21 protein-coding genes and 4 tRNA genes are annotated in these 24473 nt (G+C 65.2%); 19 read left to right on the top strand and 6 right to left on the bottom strand.

Going from position 1 to position 24473, the window contains the following annotated elements; translation table 11 throughout:
- Positions 1–195: 195 nt before the first annotated feature.
- The 9 genes from MJ122_RS01125 (at position 196) to MJ122_RS01085 (ending at position 4535) form a co-directional block, all read left to right on the top strand.
- Positions 196–271 (top strand) — tRNA-Ala (locus MJ122_RS01125).
- A 68-nt stretch (positions 272–339) separates the two neighbouring features.
- A tRNA-Glu gene (locus MJ122_RS01120) sits at positions 340–415 on the top strand.
- A 44-nt stretch (positions 416–459) separates the two neighbouring features.
- Positions 460–535: transfer RNA gene (locus MJ122_RS01115), tRNA-Ala, on the top strand.
- 58 nt (positions 536–593) lie between these two features.
- Positions 594–669, top strand: a tRNA-Glu gene (locus tag MJ122_RS01110).
- 169 nt (positions 670–838) lie between these two features.
- On the top strand, positions 839–1378 hold the full coding sequence (locus MJ122_RS01105; protein ID WP_088416776.1) for a TetR/AcrR family transcriptional regulator: 540 nt from the start codon (positions 839–841) through the stop codon (positions 1376–1378).
- Positions 1379–1391: 13 nt separating this feature from the next.
- Positions 1392–2231, top strand: a complete 840-nt coding sequence (locus MJ122_RS01100; protein WP_239741854.1) for an alpha/beta fold hydrolase — start codon at positions 1392–1394, stop codon at positions 2229–2231.
- Positions 2232–2396: 165 nt separating this feature from the next.
- Entirely contained in the window at positions 2397–3047 is a 651-nt protein-coding gene (locus MJ122_RS01095) for a bifunctional 4-hydroxy-2-oxoglutarate aldolase/2-dehydro-3-deoxy-phosphogluconate aldolase (RefSeq protein ID WP_017520358.1), read from the top strand.
- Positions 3044–3499, top strand: coding sequence for a thioesterase family protein (locus MJ122_RS01090; RefSeq protein WP_239741852.1), 456 nt, complete (start codon positions 3044–3046; stop codon positions 3497–3499). Before MJ122_RS01095 ends, MJ122_RS01090 begins: the two co-directional genes overlap by 4 nt.
- A gap of 76 nt (positions 3500–3575) precedes the next feature.
- Positions 3576–4535 carry a tRNA-dihydrouridine synthase gene (locus MJ122_RS01085; protein ID WP_239741850.1) on the top strand — a complete coding sequence of 320 codons (960 nt, stop codon included), beginning with the start codon at positions 3576–3578 and terminating at the stop codon, positions 4533–4535.
- 230 nt (positions 4536–4765) lie between these two features.
- Here MJ122_RS01085 and MJ122_RS01080 read toward each other — a convergent pair whose 3' ends face one another.
- Complete coding sequence (locus MJ122_RS01080) at positions 4766–5512, bottom strand: SDR family oxidoreductase (RefSeq protein WP_088416780.1); 747 nt, start codon at positions 5510–5512, stop codon at positions 4766–4768.
- A 147-nt stretch (positions 5513–5659) separates the two neighbouring features.
- Here MJ122_RS01080 and MJ122_RS01075 point away from each other — a divergent pair, with 147 nt between their 5' ends.
- Positions 5660–6106 (top strand): Hsp20 family protein, encoded by a 447-nt coding sequence (locus tag MJ122_RS01075; RefSeq protein ID WP_017520362.1) that lies wholly within the window; start codon positions 5660–5662, stop codon positions 6104–6106.
- Between the two features lie 84 nt (positions 6107–6190).
- Here MJ122_RS01075 and MJ122_RS01070 read toward each other — a convergent pair whose 3' ends face one another.
- The 3 genes from MJ122_RS01070 to MJ122_RS01060 are packed head-to-tail and all read right to left on the bottom strand — an operon-like array spanning position 6191 to position 8823.
- Positions 6191–7258 carry a hypothetical protein gene (locus tag MJ122_RS01070; RefSeq protein ID WP_239741847.1) on the bottom strand — a complete coding sequence of 356 codons (1068 nt, stop codon included), beginning with the start codon at positions 7256–7258 and terminating at the stop codon, positions 6191–6193.
- A gap of 58 nt (positions 7259–7316) precedes the next feature.
- A complete protein-coding gene (locus MJ122_RS01065; protein ID WP_239741845.1) occupies positions 7317–7691 on the bottom strand; it encodes a RidA family protein in 375 nt (124 codons plus the stop codon).
- Between the two features lie 19 nt (positions 7692–7710).
- Entirely contained in the window at positions 7711–8823 is a 1113-nt protein-coding gene (locus MJ122_RS01060; RefSeq protein WP_239741844.1) for an FAD-dependent oxidoreductase, read from the bottom strand.
- 111 nt (positions 8824–8934) lie between these two features.
- Here MJ122_RS01060 and MJ122_RS01055 point away from each other — a divergent pair, with 111 nt between their 5' ends.
- Positions 8935–9558 carry an XRE family transcriptional regulator gene (locus MJ122_RS01055; protein ID WP_239741842.1) on the top strand — a complete coding sequence of 208 codons (624 nt, stop codon included), beginning with the start codon at positions 8935–8937 and terminating at the stop codon, positions 9556–9558.
- A 6-nt stretch (positions 9559–9564) separates the two neighbouring features.
- Here MJ122_RS01055 and MJ122_RS01050 read toward each other — a convergent pair whose 3' ends face one another.
- Together MJ122_RS01050 and MJ122_RS01045 are read right to left on the bottom strand one after the other, a co-directional pair.
- Positions 9565–12438, bottom strand: coding sequence for an EAL domain-containing protein (locus tag MJ122_RS01050; RefSeq protein WP_088416785.1), 2874 nt, complete (start codon positions 12436–12438; stop codon positions 9565–9567).
- Between the two features lie 112 nt (positions 12439–12550).
- Complete coding sequence (locus MJ122_RS01045; RefSeq protein ID WP_239741840.1) at positions 12551–13444, bottom strand: LysR family transcriptional regulator; 894 nt, start codon at positions 13442–13444, stop codon at positions 12551–12553.
- A 166-nt stretch (positions 13445–13610) separates the two neighbouring features.
- Here MJ122_RS01045 and leuC point away from each other — a divergent pair, with 166 nt between their 5' ends.
- The 8 genes from leuC to MJ122_RS01005 all read left to right on the top strand — a co-directional run bounded on the left by leuC (position 13611) and on the right by MJ122_RS01005 (position 24470).
- Complete coding sequence (gene leuC / locus MJ122_RS01040; protein ID WP_088416786.1) at positions 13611–15038, top strand: 3-isopropylmalate dehydratase large subunit; 1428 nt, start codon at positions 13611–13613, stop codon at positions 15036–15038.
- An 11-nt stretch (positions 15039–15049) separates the two neighbouring features.
- Positions 15050–15694, top strand: coding sequence for a 3-isopropylmalate dehydratase small subunit (leuD, locus tag MJ122_RS01035; RefSeq protein ID WP_239741839.1), 645 nt, complete (start codon positions 15050–15052; stop codon positions 15692–15694).
- 29 nt (positions 15695–15723) lie between these two features.
- Complete coding sequence (locus tag MJ122_RS01030) at positions 15724–16488, top strand: class I SAM-dependent methyltransferase (RefSeq protein ID WP_088416788.1); 765 nt, start codon at positions 15724–15726, stop codon at positions 16486–16488.
- Between the two features lie 86 nt (positions 16489–16574).
- The gene (gene leuB, locus MJ122_RS01025; RefSeq protein ID WP_088416789.1) at positions 16575–17657 is read left to right on the top strand and encodes a 3-isopropylmalate dehydrogenase; all 1083 of its coding nucleotides are present in this window, start codon (positions 16575–16577) and stop codon (positions 17655–17657) included.
- 80 nt (positions 17658–17737) lie between these two features.
- Positions 17738–18850, top strand: a complete 1113-nt coding sequence (gene asd, locus MJ122_RS01020) for an aspartate-semialdehyde dehydrogenase (protein WP_239741837.1) — start codon at positions 17738–17740, stop codon at positions 18848–18850.
- A gap of 309 nt (positions 18851–19159) precedes the next feature.
- Positions 19160–20299, top strand: coding sequence for a FimV/HubP family polar landmark protein (locus tag MJ122_RS01015; RefSeq protein WP_239741835.1), 1140 nt, complete (start codon positions 19160–19162; stop codon positions 20297–20299).
- 94 nt (positions 20300–20393) lie between these two features.
- A complete protein-coding gene (locus MJ122_RS01010; protein WP_239741833.1) occupies positions 20394–21404 on the top strand; it encodes an aspartate-semialdehyde dehydrogenase in 1011 nt (336 codons plus the stop codon).
- A gap of 168 nt (positions 21405–21572) precedes the next feature.
- Positions 21573–24470: a FimV/HubP family polar landmark protein gene (locus MJ122_RS01005; protein WP_239741830.1), complete on the top strand. Its 2898-nt coding sequence runs from the start codon at positions 21573–21575 to the stop codon at positions 24468–24470.
- The last annotated feature ends 3 nt before the right edge of the window (positions 24471–24473 follow it).

Here is a 24473-nt window from a genome sequence, read left to right as displayed (position 1 = left end):
AGGGCGGGCGAGCCGCGCATTTCGCCGGGAGGAAACCGGGGCGGTCACATAAGTGATTGTTCTTTGGGAGAAAAAAATAAGAAATCTGAAAAAATGTTGTTGACAGGGGTTCGGCTCACCCCTAAGATGCGCCCCGTTCCAGCGACGAACTGAACTGACAGGGCGAAGCGGAACGGTAGATCCAGCAGTACTTTTGGGGCTATAGCTCAGCTGGGAGAGCGCTTGCATGGCATGCAAGAGGTCGACGGTTCGATCCCGTCTAGCTCCACCAAATTTTTATGGACAGAGAGTCCAGTAGGTCTTGCCTGGTCCGGGCAAGGCTGAAATCGAAGGTTTTGCGTCCCCTTCGTCTAGTGGCCTAGGACACCGCCCTTTCACGGCGGTAACAGGGGTTCGAGTCCCCTAGGGGACGCCACTTATCCAGCGACGATGCATTCGCGTCGTCAGCCAGAGTCATCTGGGGCTATAGCTCAGCTGGGAGAGCGCTTGCATGGCATGCAAGAGGTCGACGGTTCGATCCCGTCTAGCTCCACCAAATTCCCGCATGGGATGAAGCCAGAATCCACCGCCTGGTGGGTTTCTTCGAAGGATATGTCCCCTTCGTCTAGTGGCCTAGGACACCGCCCTTTCACGGCGGTAACAGGGGTTCGAGTCCCCTAGGGGACGCCATTTTTATCGCTCTGCGATGCCTATAGGGCCACTGAGAATTTCAGTGGCCCTTTTGTTTTTTCCCTTCCGAGAAAATTTCCTCCGACCAATGGTTGCAGTTTCCGCTTGCTGATTTTTATTATGAGAATAATATTCTCCTCATAATATTTTTCCGCGCCAGGAGTCAGCCATGAGCGACAAGAAAGCCCAGACCCGCGAACGCATCCTGTCTGCCGCCACCAGTGCACTGCTGCAGCACGGTCCGGTCAGCCCCAGCGTGGGCGAGGTGATGTCGGCGGCCGGGCTGACAGTGGGGGGCTTCTACTCGCACTTCGAGAGCAAGGACGCGCTGATGCTGGAGGCGTTCCGGCAACTGCTCGCCAAGCGTCGCGAAGGACTCAAGCGCTTCGATCCCCGGTTGAGCTTTGCCGAGCGCCGGGCACTGACGGCGCAGTTCTACCTGTCGCGCAAGCACCGCGATACCGAGGAGGAGGGCTGCCCCATCCCCAGTTCGCTGAATGAGCTGGCCAACCTGCCGGAGGAGTTCCGTCAGACCCTGGAAGAGCACGTGGAACTGATGGTCGCGGCGCTGGCCGGCCGCCCCGAGGAAATCGACACCGTGCTCAGCGACATGGCCTTGATGATTGGTGGATTGGCGCTGGCCCGTGCCCTGGGCAATGGCGACCTGTCCGATCGCGTCCTGCGTGCCGCGAAGAAAGCGGTGATCTGAGGAGATACGGCAAATGAACAGTCTGAGCTGGGTACGAGGAATCAACGCCACCCTGGGCCGCGTCGCGCCGAAATGGGCAGCGCAGCGCATGCGTCAGCTGTTCGTGACGCCCAATGAATATGCCCCGCGTGACTGGGAGCTGCCGCTGCTGGCCAGCTCCGAACGCGTCACTCTGCGCTTCGGGTTGTCCGCGCTGCGCTGGGGAGAAGGCCCGGCCGTGCTGCTGATGCATGGCTGGGAAGGACGGCCTACACAGTTCGCCACGCTGATCGAGAAGCTGGTGGGTGCCGGTTACGGTGTGATCGCCCTCGACGGGCCGGGGCATGGCCGTTCGCCTGGCCATGAAGCCGATATTGTGCTGTTCGCCCGCGCTCTGCTGGAAGCCTCCAGTGAGCTGCCTCCGCTACGCGCGGTGATAGGCCACTCCATGGGCGGCGCCAGCGCGCTGCTGGCGACCCAGATGGGGCTGCGCGCCGAAACGCTGGTGACCATCGGAGCGCCGAGCAATGTTCTCGGTGTGCTGCGCGGTTTCGCCAGGATGGTCGGCTTACCGCCCCAGGCCCGTTCGCGCTTCATTCGCCTGATGGAGGCGCGCACCGGCATCGCCGCCAAGCAACTGGACGTCGCGCGCTATGAGCTGGATTTCCCAGGCCTGGTAGTACACGCCGAGGACGACAGGTACGTGCGCGTAGGCGAGGCCGCAGCCATCCATGAGGCCTGGCCGCGCAGTCGTCTGCTGCGCCTGAAAAGCGGTGGGCATCATCGCGTACTGGCAGATGCTGCGGTGACCGAGGCGATTCTGGAACTGTTGGAAGCGGTGGAGATGCCGCTTCCCTTGGCACTGGCTTCCTGACCATTCACCAGCCTGATGACGGCGGCCGGAAGGCCGCCGTTTTCGTTGCATGATGGTCGTGCGGGTCGTCAGGCCCGGCGCGCTGGCGTAGACTTTCGGGCATTTCCGGCTGCCCCGGCCTGGGCGCGAGGTCTTGCGCACGCGGGTGGCCGATTGGGGGAATGCATGAATCTGTCGCTGGATTGGGTGCTGCAGCAGGCGCGCCCGGTCATGCCGGTGTTGGTGATCGATGACGTGGCGCTGGCCGGCGATCTGGCTCGCGCCCTGTTTGACGGTGGTGTGCGTGTGCTGGAGGTGACCCTTCGCACGCCGCAGGCGCTCGATGCGGTGGCCGAAATCCGCCGCGAACTGCCGGAGATGACCGTCGGCGCGGGTACGCTGATCCACACCGAGCAGTTCCAGGAAGCCCGCGATGCCGGTGCGCAATTCGCCGTCAGCCCCGGCTGCACGCCGCGTCTGGTGGCGGCGGCGGAGGACGCGAAGATGCCGTTCCTGCCGGGAGTGATGACGCCCTCCGAAGTGCTGGTGGCGTTGGAGTACGGTTATCGCTCGTTGAAGCTGTTCCCGGCCGACGGCAACGCCGCAATCAAGATGCTCAAGAGCCTCAAGGCTCCCTTCGCCGGCATCCGCTTCTGCCCGACCGGTGGCATCACCCAGGAAAACCTGCTCAACGTGCTGCGCCTGCCCAACGTCGCCTGTGTCGGCGGGACCTGGATCGCACCGCCCAGCCTGGTTCGTGCCCGCGCCTGGGACCAGATCACCCAACTGGCCGCCGAAGCGATCGCGCTGGCCGCAAGCCTGGAGCACGCTTCATGAGTTGGCACTTGCCCGACCCGTTCGTCATCGACATCGAGGTCAAGTCCGAGGACATCGACGGTCTCGGCCACGCCAACAACGCCGTCTACGTCAGCTGGCTGGAGCGCTGCGCCTGGCGCCATTCCCAGAGCCTGGGGCTTGACCTGGCCGAGTACCGCCGACTGGATCGCGCCATGGTCGTGGTGCGCCACGAAGTGGACTACCTGGCTGCGGCCTACGAAGGAAATGAGTTGCAGTTGGCGACCTGGATCGTCGAGTCCGACCAGCGCCTGAAGATGACCCGTCACTTCCAACTGGTGCGTCCGGCGGATGCGCTGACCCTGCTGCGCGCGCAGACCACCTTCGTCTGCATCGAGCTGTCCAGCGGCAAGCCCAAGCGCATGCCGGTGGAGTTCATCGAAGGTTACGGCCGCGCGCTGCTCTCTCCGGAAACCGTGGCCGCTGGCGCGTGATCCGTCGTGCCGCGCTTTTCCCGGCGCGGCGCATTGCCTACAATCCGCGGCCTTCGCCATAGCCCGAGATTCCCCCGTGCAGATCGCCCTGGCCCCGATGGAGGGGCTGGTAGATGACATCCTGCGCGATGTGCTGACCCGCGTCGGCGGCATCGACTGGTGCGTCACCGAATTCATCCGCATCAACGACCGACTGCTGCCGCCGTCGTCCTTCCTGGCGCTCGCCCCGGAACTGGCCCATGGCAGCCGCACCCGTGCCTGCGTGCCGATGCGCGTGCAATTGCTCGGCTCGGACCCGCAATTGCTGGCGGAAAACGCGGTGCAGGCCTGCGAGCTGGGGGCTCCGGTGATCGACCTGAACTTCGGTTGCCCGGCCAAGACGGTGAACCGCTCCCGTGGCGGTGCCGTGCTGCTGAAGGAACCCGAGTTGATGTTCAGCATCATCGAGGCCGTACGCCGCGCGGTGCCCGCACCTATTCCCGTGACCGCGAAAATGCGCCTGGGCTACGACAGCCCGGACGGCGCCATCGACTGTGCCCGCGCCCTGGCCGACGCCGGTTCCGCCCATGTGGTGGTGCATGCGCGGACCAAGGCCGACGGCTACAAACCGCCGGCGCATTGGGAGTGGGTGGCGAAAGTGGCGGATGCAGTGAAGGTACCGGTGTTCGCCAACGGAGAAGTCTGGACCCTCGAGGATTACCACCGTTGCCGCTCCATCAGCGGTGTGGCGGACATCATGCTCGGTCGCGGACTGGTTTCCCGCCCGGACCTTGCCCGGCAGATCGCCGCCTGGCGCGATGGCCGCGAGGTGGTGCCGATGCCCTGGTCGGAAGTGCGCGTGCTGCTCGACGATTTCTGGCGCCAGGCTCGGCGCAAGCTGGCACCGCGCTATGCGCCGGGGCGCCTGAAGCAGTGGCTGGGGATGCTGACCCGCAGTTATCCCGAAGCCGTGGAATTGTTTGCCCAGGTGCGCCGCGAGCATGACTGCGAAGTGCTCGACCGGATGCTGCAGGTCGAGATCGAAGTCGCCGCCTGACTCCCCTTGGCTGGAAAACCGCTGAAACGCCCTCTCCCCAGCCCTCTCCCTGAAGGGAGAGGGCGCCGTTTGGTGCGCTCTGATGCTGAGGTGTCAGTCGGCGAGTGTCACACTTGCCAACTGCTCCGGACAGTCCCCTCTACTTTCAGGGAGAGGGGCTCTGGCGGAGGCAGGTATCGGTTCGCGAGCAAGCTCGCTCCTACAAAATCGTGTTCCGCCACGCCGCCAGATCAGCGCCCGCCGCTGACGTCGACAAAGCTGCCGGTTGAGTAGCTGGAGTCGTCCGAGGCGAGGAACAGGATCGCCCGTGCCACTTCCTCCGCCTCACCGCCCCGGCCCAGCGGAATCGCCGATTGCAGGCGTTCCACGCGTCCCGGCTCGCCGCCGCTGGCGTGGATATCGGTCCTGATCAGCCCTGGCCGCACGGCATTCACGCGAATGCCTTCTACTGCCACTTCCTTGGCCAGGCCGATGGTCAGGCTGTCTACCGCGCCCTTGGCCGCGGCGTAGTCGACGTATTCGTTGGGCGAGCCCAGGCGCGAAGCCATGGACGAGACGTTGACGATGCTTCCACCATTGCCGCCCTGCTTGCGCGCCATGCGCTTCACCGCCTCCCGGCAGCAGAGGAAGGTGCCGGTGACGTTCACTGCGAACACCCGCTGCAGGCGCGCCACGTCCATGTCTTCCAGGCGCATCTGGCGTTCGAGGATGCCGGCATTGTTCACCAGCACGTCGAGGCGGCCGAAGGCCTCGTCCACTTCGCGGAACAGTCGCAGCACGTCGCCTTCAATCGCCACATCGGCGGCAAACGCGCGCGCCTTGCCGCCGGCCGCGGTGATCTGTGCGGCCAGCGCCTCGGCTGCTTCGCGCTCGCGGCGATAGTTGATCGCCACGGCGAAGCCGCGCTCGGCGGCCAGTAATGCGGTGGCAGCGCCAATGCCACGGCTGGCGCCGGTGATCAGCATGATCTTTTTCACGAGGAAATCCTTTTTTTGAAATCGGGCTTGAAACGGATTTGGCCGTCCCTATCTATGTCCCTGCGGGAAGCCGAAGACGGGTCCCGCACCGGAGTTCTGATCTCAGGCTCCAGATCATACCTTGCTGAAATATTCAGGAGATTCGCCATGAGCAACGTCCTTTCCCTCGCCCCGCTGTTCCGCCAGTCCGTCGGCTTCGATCGTTTCAACGATCTGTTCGAATCCGCCCTGCGCAGTGAAAGCGGCAGTTCCTACCCGCCCTACAACGTCGAAAAGCATGGTGACGACAGCTACCGCATCGTCATCGCCGCCGCCGGCCTGCAGGAGGAAGATCTGGAGCTGCAAGTGGAGCGCGGCGTGCTGACCGTCAACGGCGGCAAGCGCGAAAAGGCTTCCGAGAGCGTCACCTACCTGCACCAGGGCATCGCCCAGCGCGCCTTCAAGCTGTCGTTCCGCCTCGCCGACCACATCGAGGTCCAGGGCGCATCGCTGAAGAACGGCCTGCTCAGTGTCGACCTGGTACGCATCGTTCCGGAAGAAGCCAAGCCCAAGCGCATCGCCATCAACGGCCAGCAACCGGCCATCGAAGGCTGAGCCTCGCTTCGGCGATAGCCGAGCGATAGCCGCAAAGCAAAACGCCCGTCTCGCAAGAGACGGGCGTTTTCGTTCGGGCCTCGATCAGGCGCTCTGCTGGTCGCGCAGCGGCGCCGAGCGATTGCGCCACCAGGCGAAGACGATGGCGGCCATCAGTACGAAGCCTAGGTAACCCATGGCCGGGTAGACCAGGCCCACCAGCTTGACGAAACCGACCTGGCTGGCGACGAAGGCGAGTACTACCGCAACCACGGTCGCCACGCGGAAGGGTACGCCGTAGGCGGCGCAACGGGCAGCGAGGGTGTAGGCGAATCCGCTGGTGGTGCAGTACAGCTTCACCAGCAGCAGGGCGAGCATCACGTCACCGAACCAGGGCGCGATGTTGTTGCTCAGCAGCAGGGTGGGAATGGCGCTGCCGCCGATCACGTCGATCTGCACCAGCATCACCAGGGCCATCGCAAGGATCAGTACACCGACGCCGATGCCGCCCAATACTCCACCCAGCGCCGCCGTGCGCAGGTTGGTCACGCTGGCGCCCATCACTACCACGGCGGCCGCGGTGGCGGCGACGTTGTAGGAGACATAGAGCAGCGCGCCGAGCAGCCAGTTGGGCGCCGGGTGTGGCACGGCCAGGGCGATCTGCTCCAGTTCCGCCAGTGGCTTTTGAATGTGCGTCAGCGCATAGACGGCGATGATTGCCACAATGATCATCAGCACCGGGGTAATCAGGCTCATCAGCGTGATCACCCGCTTCAGGCCCAGGCACACGGTGATGATGGTCAGCACACCGAGGACGATGCCGCCGATGGAGTGGCCGATGCCCAGTTGCTGTTCGAAGGAGGAGTTGGCGCCGGCGAACATGACCACCATGGTGCCGAACAGGAAGAAGGTCAGCATCAGGTCGACGACGCGGCCCAGCGGCTTGCCACAGATGTACTCCATGGCTTCCTTGTGCGACTGGGTCTGCAGGCGGCTGCCGATCTGGTAGAGGTTCATCAGCAGGAAGGCGAACAGCGCCAGTGCGACCGCTGCGCCGGCCAGGCCCATGATGCCGAAGCCGCCGAAGAACTGGAGGATCTCCTGGCCCGAGGCGAAGCCGACGCCCACCACCAGACCGATGTATGCCCCGCCGAGCTTGAGACTGGTTTTCATGATCGAGACTCTGTTGTTGTTATGAGAGCGGCCCCGCTCGCGGCGGAGCCGAGAAGGGTCACGCCTGGCCGACGTAGGCCTGGACTTCCACCTCGACGTCCACGCCCAGCGCCAGTGCCGACGCCACGCAGGAACGCACCGGCAGGCCCTGGTCGAAATAGCGCTTGTACACCTCGTTGAAGCCGGCGAAGTGCGCCATGTCCGACAGCCATACGGTGGCCTTCACCACCTGGGAGTAGTTGGCCCCGCAGGCTTCCAGACTCTCGGCGATGCGGGTCATCACCGCTTCGGTCTGGGTCTGGATGTCGCCCTTTACCACCTGGCCGTCCGCGGTCATCGGGATCTGCCCGGACAGGAACAGGAACCCGCCGGCCTTCACGGCGCGGGAGAAGGGGAAGGGCAGGGGGCTGGGGTAACGCTGGATATCGCTCATTCTAAGGTCTCCGGGAAATTCAACGCAGGCGCGCCGGGCTCAGGCGCTGGGGATCGACGCCTTCCTGGCGCAGGTATTCGGGCAACGGCTGGCCGAGCAGCAGCGACTGGGCCAGACGCGATACGCCGTCGGCGGACTGGATGCCGTATCCGCCCTGGGCGGCCAGCCAGAAGAAAGCCGGGTTCTGCGCGTCCGCACCGATCACCAGGTCGCCGTCGGCGACGAAGGAGCGCAGGCCGGCCCAGCTATGGCTGGGTCGGCGGATCGTCAGGGTGGTGTGCTCTTCGATGTGGTACACGCCCAGGGCGATGTCGAGTTCCTCGGGCTGCACGTCCTGCGCTTCCACCGGATCGGCATTGGCGGGGGAACCGAGCAACTGGCCGGCATCGGGCTTGAAGTAGAAGCTCTCGTCGATGCCGATCACCGTCGGCCACTGACTGATATCCACGCCGTCGGGCGCCGGGAAGGTAAAGGCGGTGCGGCGACAGGGCCGCAGGCCGACCGGGCGGATGCCGCAGCGCTCGGCCACGTGATCGGCCCAGGCGCCGGCGGCGTTGACCAGTTGCGCGGCCTGGACGGTTTCGCCCTGGCTGAGTTCGAGCGTCCACGCGTTATCCGTAAACTCAGCCGACAGCAGCTCGCGGTTGCAGCGCAATTCGCCGCCGCGCTGGCGCAGCGCACGCAGGTAGCCCTGATGCAGGGCGTGCACGTCGAGGTCGCGGGCGTCCGGCTCGTAGAGCGCACCGATGATGGCGTCGGCGCGAAGGGCCGGGAGGAGTTCCAACGCCTGTTTGGTGCTGATGCGTTCGACGCCGGGGGTGGCTTCGGCCTGCTTGAGAAGCTCGACGTGCTCGGGGCCGCCGACGTACAGGCAGCCGCGCGGGGTGAGGATCGGGTGGTCGCTGAAGCCGGCCGGCGGATTCTCGTAGAAGGCACGGCTGGCGCGGGTCAGCGCCTGGATCTGCGGCGTGCCGTAGGCCGCCATGAACATGGCGGCGGAACGCCCGGTGGAGTGGTAGCCGGGCTGCTCTTCGCGTTCCAGTACCAGCACCTTGTGCGTCTCGCTCAGGCGGTAGGCGAGTGAGGCGCCGGCAATGCCGGCGCCGATGATGACGAAATCGAAATGGCTCACTGCAAGGGCCTTCTGCAGATTTTCTCGTATGTGAGAAATCTAAGATATGAGAATTTTTGCGACAAAGGCAAGGCCCGGTAAACTTTCGTCGGCCCCCTCACGAGAAGTCCCATGAGCGAAACCGCCCAAGCACTGCCCAAGCCCCAGCAGCTGGATCGAGACGAAGTCGGAGCGCGCCTGCGGGCGGTTCGCAAGCAGCAGAAGTTGACCCTGAAACAGCTCTCCGACCTGTCTGGCGTAGCGGTTTCCACCTTGTCGAAGATGGAACTGGCGCAGGTCGCGGTGAGCTACGACAAGCTGGCCGCCGCCGCCCGCGCGCTGCAGGTGGATATCGCTCAGTTGTTCCGTCCGCTACCGCCCGTCGGCGGACTGATGGGACTGAAGACTTTCGTGAAGACCCGTGTCGATGAGACCGCCGGCTACGACACCGGCGGTTACGAGTACTACCCCATTGCTGGCGATTTCCCACAACGCAGCATGACGCCGCTGTACGCACGCATCTTCGCCCGAGAGGTGGGCGAGTTCGACGATTACGTCCGCCACCCTGGCCAGGAGTTCGCCATGGTAGTGTCCGGCCGCGTGCGCATTCAGTTCGAGACGGGCGAGTCAGTGTGCATCGGCCTGCGCGAAACGGCCTATTTCGACAGCAGCGTCGGCCACCTCTACCTCAACGACGGCGACGCCGGCGAGGCGCAGGTGATGGTGGTGATGTCGGAGTTGCGGCCCGCCGAGTAGCGAGCCTCAGTTTCCCTGCGGGGTGTCGCGGCCCGGCAGCAAGGCGATGAAGTCTTCCAGCGGCACCGGCCGGCCGAACAGGTAGCCCTGGTACAGGTGGCAACCCTGTTCGGTCAACAGCGCCAGCTGTTCGGGGGTTTCCACCCCTTCGGCAACCAGCTCCAGCCCGAGGCTGTGCCCCATGGCAATGATGGCGCGGACGATTTCCGCGTCGTTGCTGTTGCTCGGCGCGTCGCGCACGAAGCTCTGGTCGATCTTCAGGCTGTCCACCGGCAGGCGCTTGAGGTAGGTCAGCGATGAGTAGCCGGTACCGAAATCGTCCATGGCGAACTGCACGCCGGCCTCGCGTAGCCGCTCCATGCGCGCGATGGTGTCATCCAGCTGCTGAATCACGATGCCTTCGGTGATCTCCAGCTTGAGCAGGCGGGGTGGCAACTTGACCTTGTGCAACACGCCCAGCAGGCGTTCGACGAAATCGTTCTGACGGAATTGCCGTGGGCTGATGTTCACGCTCAGGCTGAAGTTCTCGATGTCGATGCGGCCTTCGGCGAGCAGCCGCGCGCCGGTGCGACAGGCTTCTTCTATCACCCACTGGCCGACTTCGACGATCAGCCCGCTGTCCTCCAGCACCCGGATGAAGCTGGCCGGCGATTGCGGCCCGCGGGTCGGGTGGCGCCAGCGCAGCAGCGCCTCGGCGCCGACGATGCGCGAGTCGCGGGCGTCCACCTGCGGCTGGTAGTGCAGGTTGAATTCGCGGCGGGCAAGCGCCATGCGTAGGCCGTTTTCCAGGCGCAGACGCTCACTGGCAGCCTGCTGCATGGACTCGTGAAACAGTTGCACGGTGTTCCGTCCGGCGTCCTTGGCGCGGTACATGGCGATGTCGGCGCGCTTGAGCAGGTCGTCCGGGGTCGCGCCGTCGTCGGGGATCAGCGCGATGCCGATGCTGGGGGTGATCTGCAGGCGATGGCCGTCGAGCAGCATCGGTTCGGCCAGCAGGTCGCGCAGCTTTTCCGCCAGCTGGCGCACCTGCTGGGCAGTTTCCAGGCGACTGCCCTCGATGCCGGTGAGCAGCACCACGAACTCGTCGCCGCCCAGGCGCGCCACGGTGTCTTCCTGGCGCACGCTGGCTTCCAGGCGAGCGGTCACCATCTGCAGGATGGAGTCGCCGACGGAATGACCGAGCGAGTCGTTGATGTGCTTGAAGTGGTCGAGGTCGAGGAACAGCAGGGCGCCGCGTAGGCTGTGACGCTGCAGCAGGGCGATCTGCTGCTTGAGGCGGTCCATCAGCAGCGCGCGGTTGGGCAGGTCGGTCAGGGCGTCGTGGTACGCGAGGTGCTGGATGCGCGCCTCGGCCTCCCTCAGTTCGCTGGTGTCGCGGGCGGTGAGCAGCAGGCAGTTCACGCCGCCCAGCTCGATCGGCTCCACCGACACGTCCACCGTCTTGATCGTGCCGTCACGGTGGCGGCCGCGCATTTCCAGATGGTGGACGAAGCCGTCGCGGTTCAGTGCGGCGAGCATGTTCAGCCGCTCGTCCGGGTCGGCCCAGATGTTCATCTCCAGCGAGGTCTGTCCCAGCACCTCTTCCGGGCGGAACCCGGTGAGGCGGTGGAAGCCTTCGTTGACCTCGATGTAGCGGCCGGTCTCGCGCTCGGTGATGGTGATGGCGTCGGGGCTGGAGTGGAACGCCTTGGCGAACTTCTCCTGGCTGGCCTTCAGTGCCGCCTCGGCCTGCAAGCGCCGGGTGACGTCGCGGAAGCTGGAGAGGATGCACAGTTGGCGATCGACCCAGATCAGCCGGCTGGCGACCATGCAGGTGATGGTCTGGCCTTCGCGGGTGAGGAACTGCACTTCGACGTTCTGCAGCGAATGATCGCGCATCAGTTGCTCGAACAGCCGTGAGCGCTGGTGATGGTCGGCCCAGAAGGTCACCTGGTGGGACGAGCGGCCGATGATGTCCTCGGCGAGCCAGCCGAAGGTGCTGCAGAAGCTCGGGTTGACCTCGACGAACTCGCCGTCGCGTACCCGCGATACACAGATCGGGTCCGGGCTGCCCTGGAACAGGCTGGCGAACTTCTCTTCCGAGGCCTGCAGGCTGCGTTCACGCAGCACGCGCTCGGTGATGTCGAGCAGGGTGCCGGCCATGCGCAGCGGTTTGCCGTGGGAGTCGCGGTACAGCCGCGCACGGCTTTCCAGGTAGCGCACTTCACCGGAGTCGAGCTGGGCGCGATAAGTGAACTGGTAGTCGTTCTCCGGCCCGCGGGCCAGCCGGGCATAGGCCTGGCGCATACGCTGGCGGTCGGTCTTGTCGACGCAGGCAAAGAACTCGCCGAAGGGGCCGTGGAAATCCCGGTCAGGCAATTCGTGCAGAACGGCGGCGCGGGCCGAGCCGTAGAGCAGGCCGCTGGGAATGTGCCAGTCCCAGATGCCCAGTTGCGCGGAGTCCAGCGCCAGGTCCAGGCGCTCCTGGCTGTCGCGCAGGGCCTGTTCCTGGGCGCGTACCCGGGTGATGTCGCGTACGGTCAGCACCAGGCAGGGGCGGCCATCCTGGTCGATCTGGCAGCCGTAGACGCGGGCGCTGCGGGTTTCACCGGTGCGGGTCAGCAACGTGACTTCGAAGCCGTCGATCTGCCGCTCGGCGGTGATCTTGTCGAGCATCCGCTGGCGTTCGTCGAGGCTGCGCCAGAGGCCCAGTTGCAGGGAGGTGCGGCCGAGGGCTTCGTCGCGGCTCCAGCCGAAATGGTCGACGAAACTGGCATTGAGCTCGAGGAATTGTCCGCTGTCCCGGTCGGTGATGACCATGGCGTCAGGCGCGGTATGAAAGGCTTTGGCGAACTTGTCCTGGCCGTCGATAAGCGGAGGCGAGAGGGGATCGCTGCTCATGCGTCGCTCCCCCTTTGTCTGCCGGCACCGGCCAAGCGGGGCCGGTCATCGCGAGGTGACATGCGGACGGGCATTCTGGCGCCTTCTTCTAATTCTGTCAGAACAATAGAGGTTAGGCCGCGACAGGCGCAAGTCCGGCCGCCTGGGCGTCGAGCAGGCGCATGAAGGCCCTTGCGGCGTTGGACAGCGTGCGCTCGGTATGCAGGATGTAACCCAGCTGGCGGCTGAGCTGGATGTCCTGCAGCGGCAGGCGGACGACGCTGTCGTCGAGCATGGTGCGCGGCAGCACGCTCCAGGCCAGGCCGATGGAGACCATCATCTTGATGGTCTCCATGTAGTTGGTGCTCATGCCGATGTTCGGCGTCAGGCCCTCGGCCTCGAGCATGCGCCGCACGATGTGGTGGGTGAAGGTATTGCCGCCGGGGAAAACCGCCGGGTGCCGCGCCACGTCGGCGAGGAACACCGGGCCCTGCACCGACAGGGGGTGCTCGGGGGCGGCGACGAAGTCCAGCGGGTCGTCCCACACTGGCACCGCGCGCACGGGTTCGGCGGTTTCCGGGGCGAGGGTGATCACGGCCAGTTCGGCGCGACCATGGAGAATTTCTTCGTAGGCCACTTCCGAGTCGCAGAACTGGATGTCCAGCGCCACCTGCGGGTGGGCCTTGGTGAAGGCGCGCAGCAGTGGCGGCAGGCGGTGCAGGCCGATGTGGTGACTGGTGGCCAGGACCAGCCGGCCGCTGACTTCGCCGTTCAGGTTGGTCAGGGCGCGGCGGGTGTCGTCCAGCACGCTGAGGATCTGGTAGGCGCGCGGCAGCAGGGCGCGACCGGACTCGGTGAGGGTCACCTCGCGACCGACGCGGTCGAACAGGCGCACTCCCAGTTGGTTCTCCAGGGCGGCGATGCGTTTGCTCACCGCCGGCTGGGTCAGGTGCAGGCGCTCGCCGGCCTCGGAGAAGCTGCCGGATTCGGCGATAGCGAGGAAGGTGTTGAGGCTGGTCAGGTCCATGTCGACTCCCTGCGCTCTGGAAGCGGCGCCCGACTTTTATAGCGCACCGTATTCCTTGTGGGAATCCTTTGGATAAAAAATATGAATTTGAGTTATTCGGCGCCTTTCCCTAGGATCGTCCCCACAAGCCCAAGGGGCATAGAAAGACGCTGATGAGGATTCTCTGATGGCCGGCAAGACGCTCTACGACAAACTCTGGGAAATGCATGAGGTGAAGCGCCGTGACGATGGTTCGTCGCTCATCTACATCGACCGCCACATCCTCCACGAAGTGACCTCCCCGCAGGCCTTCGAAGGCCTGCGCCTGGCTGGCCGCAAGCCGTGGCGCATCGACGCGAACATCGCGACCCCGGACCACAACGTGCCGACCACCCAGGTCGAGCGCAAGGGCGGCCTGGCGGCCATCGCTGACGAAGTGTCGCGCATCCAGGTGCAGACCCTGGACGAGAACTGCGATGACTTCGGCATCCTCGAATTCAAGATGAACGACGTCCGCCAGGGCATTGTCCACGTGGTCGGCCCGGAGCAGGGCGCGACCCTGCCGGGCATGACCGTGGTCTGCGGCGACTCGCACACCTCGACCCACGGGGCTTTCGGCGCGCTGGCCCACGGCATCGGCACCTCCGAGGTGGAGCACGTGCTCGCCACCCAGTGCCTGGTCGCCAAGAAGATGAAGAACATGCAGGTTCGCGTTGAGGGCAAGCTGCCCTTCGGCGTGACCGCCAAGGACATCGTCCTCGCGGTGATCGGCAAGATCGGCACCGCCGGCGGCAACGGCCATGCCCTGGAATTCGCCGGCAGCGCCATCCGCGACCTGTCCATGGAAGGCCGCATGACCATCTGCAACATGTCCATCGAAGCGGGCGCTCGCGTCGGCATGGTGGCGTGCGACGAGAAGACCGTCGAATACGTGAAGGGCCGTCCGTTCTCGCCGCAGGGCAGCGACTGGGACAAGGCTGTGGAAGCCTGGAGCGACCTGGTTTCCGACGCCGACGCGCACTTCGACACCATAGTCGAGCTGCGGGCCGAGGACATCAAGCCGCAGGTCAGCTGGGGCACTTCGCCCGAGATGGTCCTCGCGGTGGACCAGAACGTGCCGGACCCGGCGGCCGAAGCCGATGCGGTCAAGCGCGATTCCATCGTCCGTGCCCTCAAGTACATGGGCCTGAACGCCAACCAGGCGATCACCGACATCCAGCTGGACCGCGTCTTCATCGGCTCCTGCACCAACTCGCGCATCGAAGACCTGCGCGCTGCCGCCGCCGTGGCCAAGGGCCGCAAGGTCGCCGCCACCGTCAAGCAGGCGCTGGTCGTGCCGGGCTCGGGCCTGGTGAAGGCCCAGGCCGAACAGGAAGGCCTGGACAAGATCTTCATCGAAGCCGGCTTCGAATGGCGTGAACCGGGCTGCTCCATGTGCCTGGCGATGAACCCGGATCGCCTGGAGAGCGGCGAGCATTGCGCTTCCACCTCCAACCGCAACTTCGAAGGCCGCCAGGGCGCCGGTGGTCGTACCCACCTGGTGAGCCCGGCGATGGCTGCCGCGGCTGCCGTGACCGGTCGTTTCATCGACGTACGTGAATTGATGCAGGCCTGAGGAGACCGAACATGAAAGCCTTTACCCAGCACACCGGTCTTGTCGCGCCGCTCGACCGCGCCAACGTCGACACCGACCAGATCATCCCCAAGCAGTTCCTCAAGTCGATCAAGCGCACCGGCTTCGGCCCGAACCTGTTCGATGAGTGGCGTTACCTCGACGTGGGGCAGCCCAACCAGGACAACTCCAAGCGTCCGGTGAACCAGGACTTCGTCCTCAACTTCCCGCGCTACCAGGGCGCCAGCGTGCTGCTGGCCCGCGAGAACTTCGGTTGCGGCTCCTCCCGCGAGCACGCGCCGTGGGCGCTGGACGAGTACGGCTTCCGCACCGTGATCGCGCCGAGCTTCGCCGACATCTTCTTCAACAACAGTTTCAAGAACGGCCTGCTGCCGATCATCTTGAAAGATGAAGAAGTCGACGAGCTGTTCCAGCAGTGCGAGGCCACCGAGGGTTACCAGCTGACCGTCGACCTCGCCGCGCAGACCGTCACCCGTCCGGACGGCAAGCGTTACAGCTTCGAAGTGGACGCGTTCCGCAAGCACTGCCTGCTCAACGGCCTGGACGACATCGGCCTGACCCTGCAGGACGCCGAGGCCATCCGCAGTTTCGAAGCCGGTTACAAGCAGAGCCAGCCCTGGTTGTTCCGCGACGCCTGAGTGGCATCGCACCCTCGAAGGAGAGAGTCATGACCGAGAGTCGTCACGAGCAAGTGGTCCAGCGCCAGTTCGGCGCCCAGGCCAACGCATACCTGACCAGCGCGGTACACGCCCAGGGCGAGGAATTCGCGCTGCTGCGCGAGGCCGTGGCGGCTGACGCCGGCTCGCGCGTGCTCGACCTTGGCTGTGGTGCTGGGCATGTGAGCTTCCAGATCGCGGAGTTCTGCGATGAAGTGATCGCCTACGACCTCTCTCAGCAGATGCTCGACGTGGTGGCCTCGGCCGCCGCCGAGCGCGGCCTGGGCAACATCGCTACGCGCTGTGGCGCCGCCGAGCAGCTGCCGTTCGCGGACGGCGAGTTCGACTTCGTCTTCAGCCGCTATTCCGCGCACCACTGGCGGGATGTCGGCCAGGCACTGCGGGAAGTGCGTCGCGTGCTCAAGCCGGGCGGCGTGGCCTGCTTCATCGATGTCGCCGCGCCGGGCTTGCCTCTGCTGGACACCTATCTGCAGACTGTGGAAGTCCTGCGCGACACCAGCCACGTGCGTGACTACTCCCCGTCGGAGTGGGCGCGTCTTGTCGGTGAGGCGGGCCTCGCGGTGACTGCCGCCAAGCGCCAGCGCCTGCGCCTGGAGTTCACCTCCTGGGTCGAGCGCATGCGCACCCCCGAGGTCATGCGCCAGGCCATTCGTGCCCTGCAGCTTTCGATGGGCGACGAGGTGCGCGAGTATTTCGAGATCGACGCCGAGGGCTCCTTCAGCACCGACGTGCTGGTGCTCTGGGCGGAGCGCTGATTTCAGTTTTTTGATCGCTCCGGGTGGCCCACGCCGCCCGGAGCGTTACGTTTTTTGCCAAGCGACTTTTTAAAGTGAGCAGAGAGATGAGCAAACAGATTCTGGTTCTTCCCGGCGACGGTATCGGTCCGGAAATCATGGCCGAAGCGGTCAAGGTGCTGGAGCTGGCCAATGACAAGTTCGCCCTGGGCTTCGAGCTGACCGAAGACGTGATCGGCGGCGCCGCCATCGACAAGCATGGCGTACCGCTGGCCGACGAGACCCTGGAGCGCGCGCGCGCTTCCGACGCCGTGCTGCTGGGCGCCGTGGGTGGCCCGAAGTGGGACAGGATCGAGCGTGACATCCGCCCCGAGCGCGGCCTGCTGAAGATCCGCTCGCAGCTGGGCCTGTTCGGCAACCTGCGTCCGGCCATCCTCTACCCGCAGCTGGCCGATGCCTCCAGCCTCAAGCCCGAAGTGGTCGCCGGCCTGGACATCCTCATCGTCCGCGAGCTGACCGGCGGTATCTACTTCGGTCAACCGCGCGAGCAGCGCGTGCTGGAGAACGGCGAGCGCCAGGCGTACGACACCCTGCCGTACAGCGAGAGCGAAATCCGTCGCATTGCCCGCGTCGGCTTCGACATGGCCCGCGTGCGCAACAAGAAGCTGTGCTCGGTGGACAAGGCCAACGTCCTGGCTTCCAGCCAGCTGTGGCGTGAAGTGGTCGAGGAAGTCGCCAAGGACTACCCGGACATCGAGCTGTCGCACATGTACGTCGACAACGCCGCCATGCAGCTGGTCCGTGCGCCGAAGCAGTTCGATGTGATGGTGACCGACAACATGTTCGGCGACATCCTGTCGGATGAGGCTTCCATGCTCACCGGCTCCATCGGCATGCTGCCTTCTGCCTCGCTGGATTCCAACAACAAGGGCATGTACGAGCCTTGCCACGGTTCCGCGCCGGACATCGCCGGCAAGGGCATCGCCAACCCGCTGGCGACCATCCTCTCGGTCTCGATGATGCTGCGTTACACCTTCAATGAAGGCGCCGCTGCCGACGCCATCGAGAAGGCCGTGAGCCTGGTGCTCGACCAGGGCCTGCGTACCGGTGACATCTGGTCCGAAGGCTGCACCAGGGTCGGTACCCGTGAAATGGGCGATGCGGTAGTCGCGGCTCTGCGGAATCTGTAATCTGTTCGGCTCGCTCGTTCCCGCGCTCTTGTAGGAAAGCGGGAACGACGGCCCTCTAAATATATGAAGGTGTAGTAGCGATGAAGCGTGTAGGTCTGATCGGTTGGCGTGGCATGGTGGGTTCGGTGCTCATGCAGCGGATGCTGGAAGAGCGGGACTTCGACCTGATCGAACCGGTGTTCTTCACCACCTCCAACGTGGGTGGCGAAGGCCCGTCCATTGGCAAGGACATTGCCCCCCTGAAGGACGCCTACAGCATCGAGGAACTGAAAACCCTCGACGTCATCCTGACCTGCCAGGGCGGCGACTACACCAGCGAAGTCTTCCCCAAGCTGCGCGAAGCCGGCTGGCAGGGCTACTGGATTGACGCCGCCTCCAGCCTGCGCATGCAGGATGACGCGGTGATCGTCCTCGATCCGGTGAACCGCAAGGTCATCGACAACTCGCTGGACGCCGGCACCAAGAACTACATCGGCGGCAACTGCACCGTCAGCCTGATGCTGATGGCCCTGGGCGGCCTGTTCGAAGCCGGTCTGGTCGAGTGGATGAGCGCCATGACCTATCAAGCGGCCTCGGGCGCCGGCGCGCAGAACATGCGTGAGCTGATCAAGCAGATGGGCGCCATCAACGCTTCCGTCGCCGATGACCTGGTCAACCCGTCCAGCGCCATCCTCGACATCGACCGCAAGGTCGCCGAAGCCATCCGCAGCGACGCCATGCCGACCGAGAACTTCGGCGCGCCGCTGGCCGGCAGTCTGATCCCGTGGATTGACAAGGAACTGCCCAACGGTCAGAGCCGCGAAGAATGGAAGGGCCAGGCGGAGACCAACAAGATCCTCGGCCGCTTCAAGAATCCGATCCCGGTGGACGGCATCTGCGTGCGCATCGGCGCCATGCGCTGCCACAGCCAGGCGCTGACCATCAAGCTGAACAAGGATGTGCCCATTGCGGACATCGAAGGCCTGATCAGCCAGCACAACCCGTGGGTCAAGCTGATCCCGAACCAGCGCGAGATCAGCATGCGCGAGCTGACTCCGGCGGCCGTTACCGGCACCCTGAGCGTTCCGGTCGGCCGTCTGCGCAAGCTCAACATGGGCACCCAGTACCTGGGCGCCTTCACCGTAGGCGACCAGCTGTTGTGGGGTGCTGCCGAGCCGCTGCGCCGCATGCTGCGCATCCTGCTCGAGCGTTGATTCGCTCTGCATGACCCTCACGACGCCGGCCTCGAGCCGGCGTCGTGCTTTGTGATGCACGAGAAGTTCCCTGTGTGTAGGTGAACCGCCGCACAAAAACGCCACTCCGTATGATCGACGGCTCTTTGGCGCCAGTTTCTGTGACACACCCGTAAATGCCACCGGGAACCAGTCGCTATCCTCGCAGCCCGTCCATGGGGACAGGTTTCGGCGCGCTTTTTCGCGCTGGCCGACGGCAAGCAAGCAGCGGGGGAGAAAATGGCTCGGTTACACAGATTGTGGTTGGCGACGGCAGTGGCCGCGGCTTTCATGCCCGGCATGGCAGGCGCCCTGGAACTGGGCGACATCTCCTCGCGGGCGGCGCTGGGCCAGACCCTCTCGGCCAACATCGACCTGCGCGGCGCGGCTGACCTGAGCTCCGAGGAAGTCGTGGTGAGCCTTGCCTCGGCAGAAGACTTCGAACGCCTGGGCGTGGATCGCAACGTCGTCACCAGCGGGCTGAAGTTTACCCCTGACCTGGGCAGGAACGGCCGGGGCGTCATTCACGTCAGCTCCTCCAGGCCGATCCGCGAGCCCTACGTGAACTTCGTTCTTCAGGTGGTCTGGCCGCAGGGCCGCCTGGTTCGCGAATTCACCCTGCTGCTCGACCCGCCGACCTACGTGGCCAGCCCGGTGACACCGCCGGCCATCGCACCGATGGCCGCCACTCGCGCGCCACAGGTGCAGTCGGTGGTGCCTTCGGTAGCTGGCGCGCCTGCCGCGGACAGCTATCGCATCCAGCGCAACGATGCATTGTGGGATATCGCCTCGCGCAATCGTCCGTCCAGCAGCGTCTCGGTCATGCAGACCATGGCGGCGATGCAGCGAATGAACCCCGATGCCTTCGTCGACGGCAACATCAATCGCCTGAAGGTCGGCCAGGTGCTGCGCCTGCCCAGCGAGCAGCAGGTTCGCGAGCAGAGCCACGCCCAGGCCGTGGCGCATGTGGAAACCCAGAATTCGCAGTGGAAGGCCAAGCGCAATCCGCAAGTGGCCCAGCAGGGGCGCCAGTTGGACGCCACCCGCAAGGTCGAGGCGGGCAGCGCGCCGGCAAAGGCCGAAGAGCGCGACAGCCTGCGTCTGGTTTCCGGTCAGCCGGGCAAGGACAAGGGCAAGGTCGAGGCCGAACAGTTGGCCGTGGCCCAGGAAGGCCTGGACAGCGCGCGCCGTGAAGGCGATGAGCTGCGCAGCCGGATTTCCGATCTGGAAAGCCAGACCCAGAAGCTGAACAAGCTGATCGAACTGAAGGACTCGCAGATCGCCGGCCTGATCGCGCGGCTGGCCGAGCAGGATCGCGCCAAGGCGCAGGCCGCGCCACAAGCGGGCCATCCGCAGGCGTCGGCAGCGGAGGTCGCCCAGGCGAGCGCACCGCTGACGGCCCAGGCTACGGATGGCGCGCCGCGCCCCTGAGCTGCGGCGATAGGCGGCGGAGCCCTCGATTGCTTCGCCGCTGGTGGGGGCAGTAAAGTGCTGCGCTACTTTCCCACCGATTGTGAGACACCGGATGCCTGAAACACTCGACATCGCCGTAGTAGGCGCCACAGGACTCGTTGGCGAGGCTTTGGTCGAACTGCTGGAGGAGCGCGACTTTCCCGTCGCCAACCTGTATCTGCTGGCCAGTGGCGAATCTGCCGGCAAGTCGGTCGCCTTCCGTGGGCGCAACATCCGGGTCGGCAAGCTCGATGATTTCGACTTCGCCAAGGTGCGCCTGGCCTTTCTCTCCGTGGGGGCTGAAGCGGCTGCCGAGTGTGCCGCCCGCGCCCTCGAGGCCGGCTGCAGCGTGATCGATCTCAGCGGTGCATCGCTGGATAACGCTTGCGCGCTGCTGGCCCAGGCCTGCGTGAATGGCGATGCCGTCCGAACCCTGCAGGTTCCTGCCTTGATTGCCGCGCCGGCGGCGCCTGCCGCCGAGGTTGCCGAAGTGCTCGCCGCGCTGCGTGGTGTGGTGGAGCTGCGCCAGGTCGCGGTGAGCGCCTGCCTGTCCGCTTCTGCGCTGGGGCGCGAAGGTGTTCAGGAGTTGGCGCGGCAGACCGCCGAGCTGCTCAATGCCCGACCGCTGGAGCCGCGCCTGGTGGATCGCCAGTTCGCCTTCAACATGCTGGCGCAGCTGGGAGGCGTCGACGAACAGGGTTATTCCCCGGTGGAGCGTCGTATCGCCGCGGAACTCGCCGCGCTGTTCCCTGAGCTCGAAAAGGGCTTGAGCGTGAGTTGCAGCGTGGCGCCGGTGTTCTTCGGCGATACCCTGATGCTTTCCATCAAGACGGCAGCGCCGGTTTCCCTGGGCGCGATCAGTGTCGCGCTGAACGCAGCCGACGGCATCGAGCTGGTGGAAGACGATTACCCCACTGTCATCGGCGATGCGCAGGGGCAGGATAGTGTTTACGTCGGTCGCCTTCGTACCGGTCTGACAGATTCGTGCGAACTGAATTTGTGGATTGCGTCAGATAATGTGAGAAAAGGCGCAGCCCTAAATGCTGTGAACTTGGGCGAATTGTTGATAAAACACTATCTGTAAAAGATACTTACCGAATATTTGAAGAAGTATTCTAGCTTGGCAATACTGGCCGGGAACGTCGCTGACAGGGGAGAACACTGCCGTGAAAACGGACAGTGCAGTGGGCAGCGGCGCCCGTTAGACGTTGTTCTAATCCAGAAAAAAGCTATTAAAACAAGGGATTAATATATGGTCCGGCTTCGCAAACTGGTGCAGGCAATCGCAGCTGCTTCGGCACTGACCTCGGGCATGGCGCATGCGCTGGGGCTGGGAGACATCCACCTGCGTTCGGCACTGAACCAGCCGCTGGATGCGGAGATCGAGCTGGTCGAGGTTCGCGACCTGTCTTCGGCCGAGGTGATCCCGAAGCTGGCGTCGCCGGAGGACTTCAACAAGGCCGGCGTCGACCGTCAGTACTTCCTGACCGGGCTGAAGTTCACTCCCATCGTCAAGCCCAACGGCAAGAGCGTCATCCGCGTGACCTCGGACCGGCCGGTACAGGAACCCTACCTGAACTTCCTCGTGGAGGTGCTTTGGCCCAACGGTCGTTTGCTGCGCGAGTACACCGTGCTGCTGGACCCGCCGCTGTACTCCCCGCAGACCGCCGCTGCCGTGCCGCGCGCGCCGATGGCCGTACCCGCTCCGGTAGTTCGTCCGTCCGCCACCGCCGCGCCGCGCCCTGCCGCCGCGCCAGCGCGTAGCACGGCTCCCACTGCTGCCGCGCGTCGACTGGAAGGCAACGAGTATCGCACCGGCAAGAACGACACCCTCTGGGAGATCGCTGCCCGTGCGCGCCCGGACGGCAGCGTGTCCGTGCAGCAAACCATGCTGGCGATCCAGGACCTCAATCCCGATGCCTTCCTCGGCGGCAATATCAACCGCCTGAAGAGCGGCCAGGTGCTGCGACTGCCCGACGCCGGGCAGATCAAGGCGCGTACCCAGCCGGAAGCCGCGACCGAGGTCAACCAGCAATATACTGCCTGGCGCGAAGGCCGCAGCCTGCCCGCCGGCGGCGCCCGTCAGCTGGACGCCACTCCGCGCGCCAATGCCGGTAACGCTCCTGCCCAGGCAGAAACCAAGGACAGCCTGCGCCTGCTCTCCGGCGAGAACGGCAAGGCGAAGGGGGGCGACAAGGGGAGCAGGGACGGCCAGGCCGTCGCTGACAAGCTGGCCGTCACCAAGGAAAGCCTCGACAGCACCCGTCGCGAAAACGACGAGCTGCAGAGCCGCATGACCGACCTGCAGAGCCAGATGGACAAACTGCAGAAGCTCATCGCGCTCAAGGATGCGCAACTCGCCAAGCTACAGAGCGAACTGGGCAACGAGAAGGCCGCCGCAGCGAATGGCGCAGCTGCCGTGCCGGTTCCCGCGCCAGGTGCTGATTCGGCTGCCCAGCCGGGTACACCGCCAGCTCCGGCCGTTGCCGAACAGCCCGCTGCACCGGCGCAACCGGCCGCGCCCGCTGCCGATGCAGGCGCTCCGCCGGCGCCTGCCACCGAGGCGCAAGCGCAGTCGGTTCCGGCACCCACTCCGGCTGCTCCTGCGCCTGAAGCGCAGAAGCCCAAGCCAGCCCCGGCGCCCGTCGCGGCCCCGGCCGAGCAGGCGCAGATCAGCTTCATCGACGAGATCCTGGCCAACCCGATCTGGCTGGGCGCCATCGCCGGCAGCCTGCTGTTGGCGCTGCTGGTCCTGCTGATGATCATTTCCCGCCGTCGCGCTGCCAAGGAGCAGGAAGACCTCGCTGCCCTCGCCAACGATGACGAGCCGACCCTGGATGACGACCTGAGCCTGGCTGGCAGCGAGCTGGATACCCTGGACATTCCCCAGGCTGCCGAAGTCGCCGCCCCGACCCAGGCGTCCGAGCGCGTTGCCGCGCAGACCAGCGATGCGCTGGGCGAGGCGGACATCTATATCGCCTACGGTCGCTTCAACCAGGCCGCCGAATTGCTGCAGGGCGCCATCTACGACGAGCCGCAGCGCACCGACCTGCGCCTGAAACTGATGGAGGTCTATGCCGAGATCGGTGATCGCGAAGGTTTCGCTCGCCAGGAAAACGAGCTGCGCGAGATCGGCGGCGCCGAGCCGCAGGTCGAACAACTGAAGTCCCGGTACCCCGGCATGGTCGCCCTGGCTGCCGTGGGTGGTGGCCTGGCCGCTGCCGCCGCAGCTTCGGACGACGACCTCGACGGCTTCAGTCTGGACGACTTCGCCATCGATAGCCCGTCTGCGGGTAGTCCGGCTCTCGCAGCGGAGCCCGCTGCGCAGCCCCATGGCGACCTGGACGATGCCTTCGACCTGGCGCTGGACGACCTCGATCTGGGTGACGACAAGCCCGCCGCGCCGGTCGCGCAGCAGGACGACGAGCTTTCCTTTGGCAGCTTCGACCTGGACGACGACCTGGGCCTGGGCGGTTCGCCGGCCGCAGCGCCGAGTGCCAAGGCCGATGACGAGTTCGCCTTCGATCTGGACCTGCCGGAAGAGCCGGTTGCCAAGGCCGAGGCTCCGTCCCTGGTCGACGATCTGAGCGACTTCTCCCTGGACCTGGACAAGGGCCTGGAGAAGGACTCCCACTCCACCCTGGCTTCGGCAGAAGAGGACTTCCTGCTGGGCCTGGACGACGACACCGCTTCGCTGTCCGGCGTGAGCCCCGAGGAGTTCAGCCTGGATATCGAGAGCAAGGCGCCGCAAGCCGACGACCTGCCGGATGACTTCGACCTGTCCCTTGCGGATGACGAGCCGGCACCGGCCAGGGCGGACGACAGCTTCGCCGCCCAACTGGACGAAGTCAGCGCCGAGCTCGACCGTCTTTCCGCGCACAACGATGAGCCGCAGGCTCCCGTCGAGTCGCTGGCAGAGGAGAGCTTCTCCGCCAGCGAACTGGATCTGCCGGGCGAAGGTGCCGACGACGAAGACGATTTCGACTTCCTCTCCGGTGCTGACGAAGCGGCCACCAAGCTCGACCTGGCGCGTGCCTACATCGACATGGGCGACACCGAAGGCGCCCGCGACATCCTCGATGAAGTCCTCACCGAGGGTAACGACAACCAGCAGCAGGAAGCTCGCGAACTGCTCGGGCGTATCGCCTGAGCC

Origin of the sequence: Pseudomonas sp. DP-17, from assembly GCF_022380625.1 — a bacterium.
Taxonomy (GTDB): Bacteria; Pseudomonadota; Gammaproteobacteria; order Pseudomonadales; family Pseudomonadaceae; genus Pseudomonas; species Pseudomonas nitroreducens_A.
The sequence above is the reverse complement of the archived record's forward strand: the minus strand, read 5'-3'. Positions and strand labels throughout refer to the sequence as shown.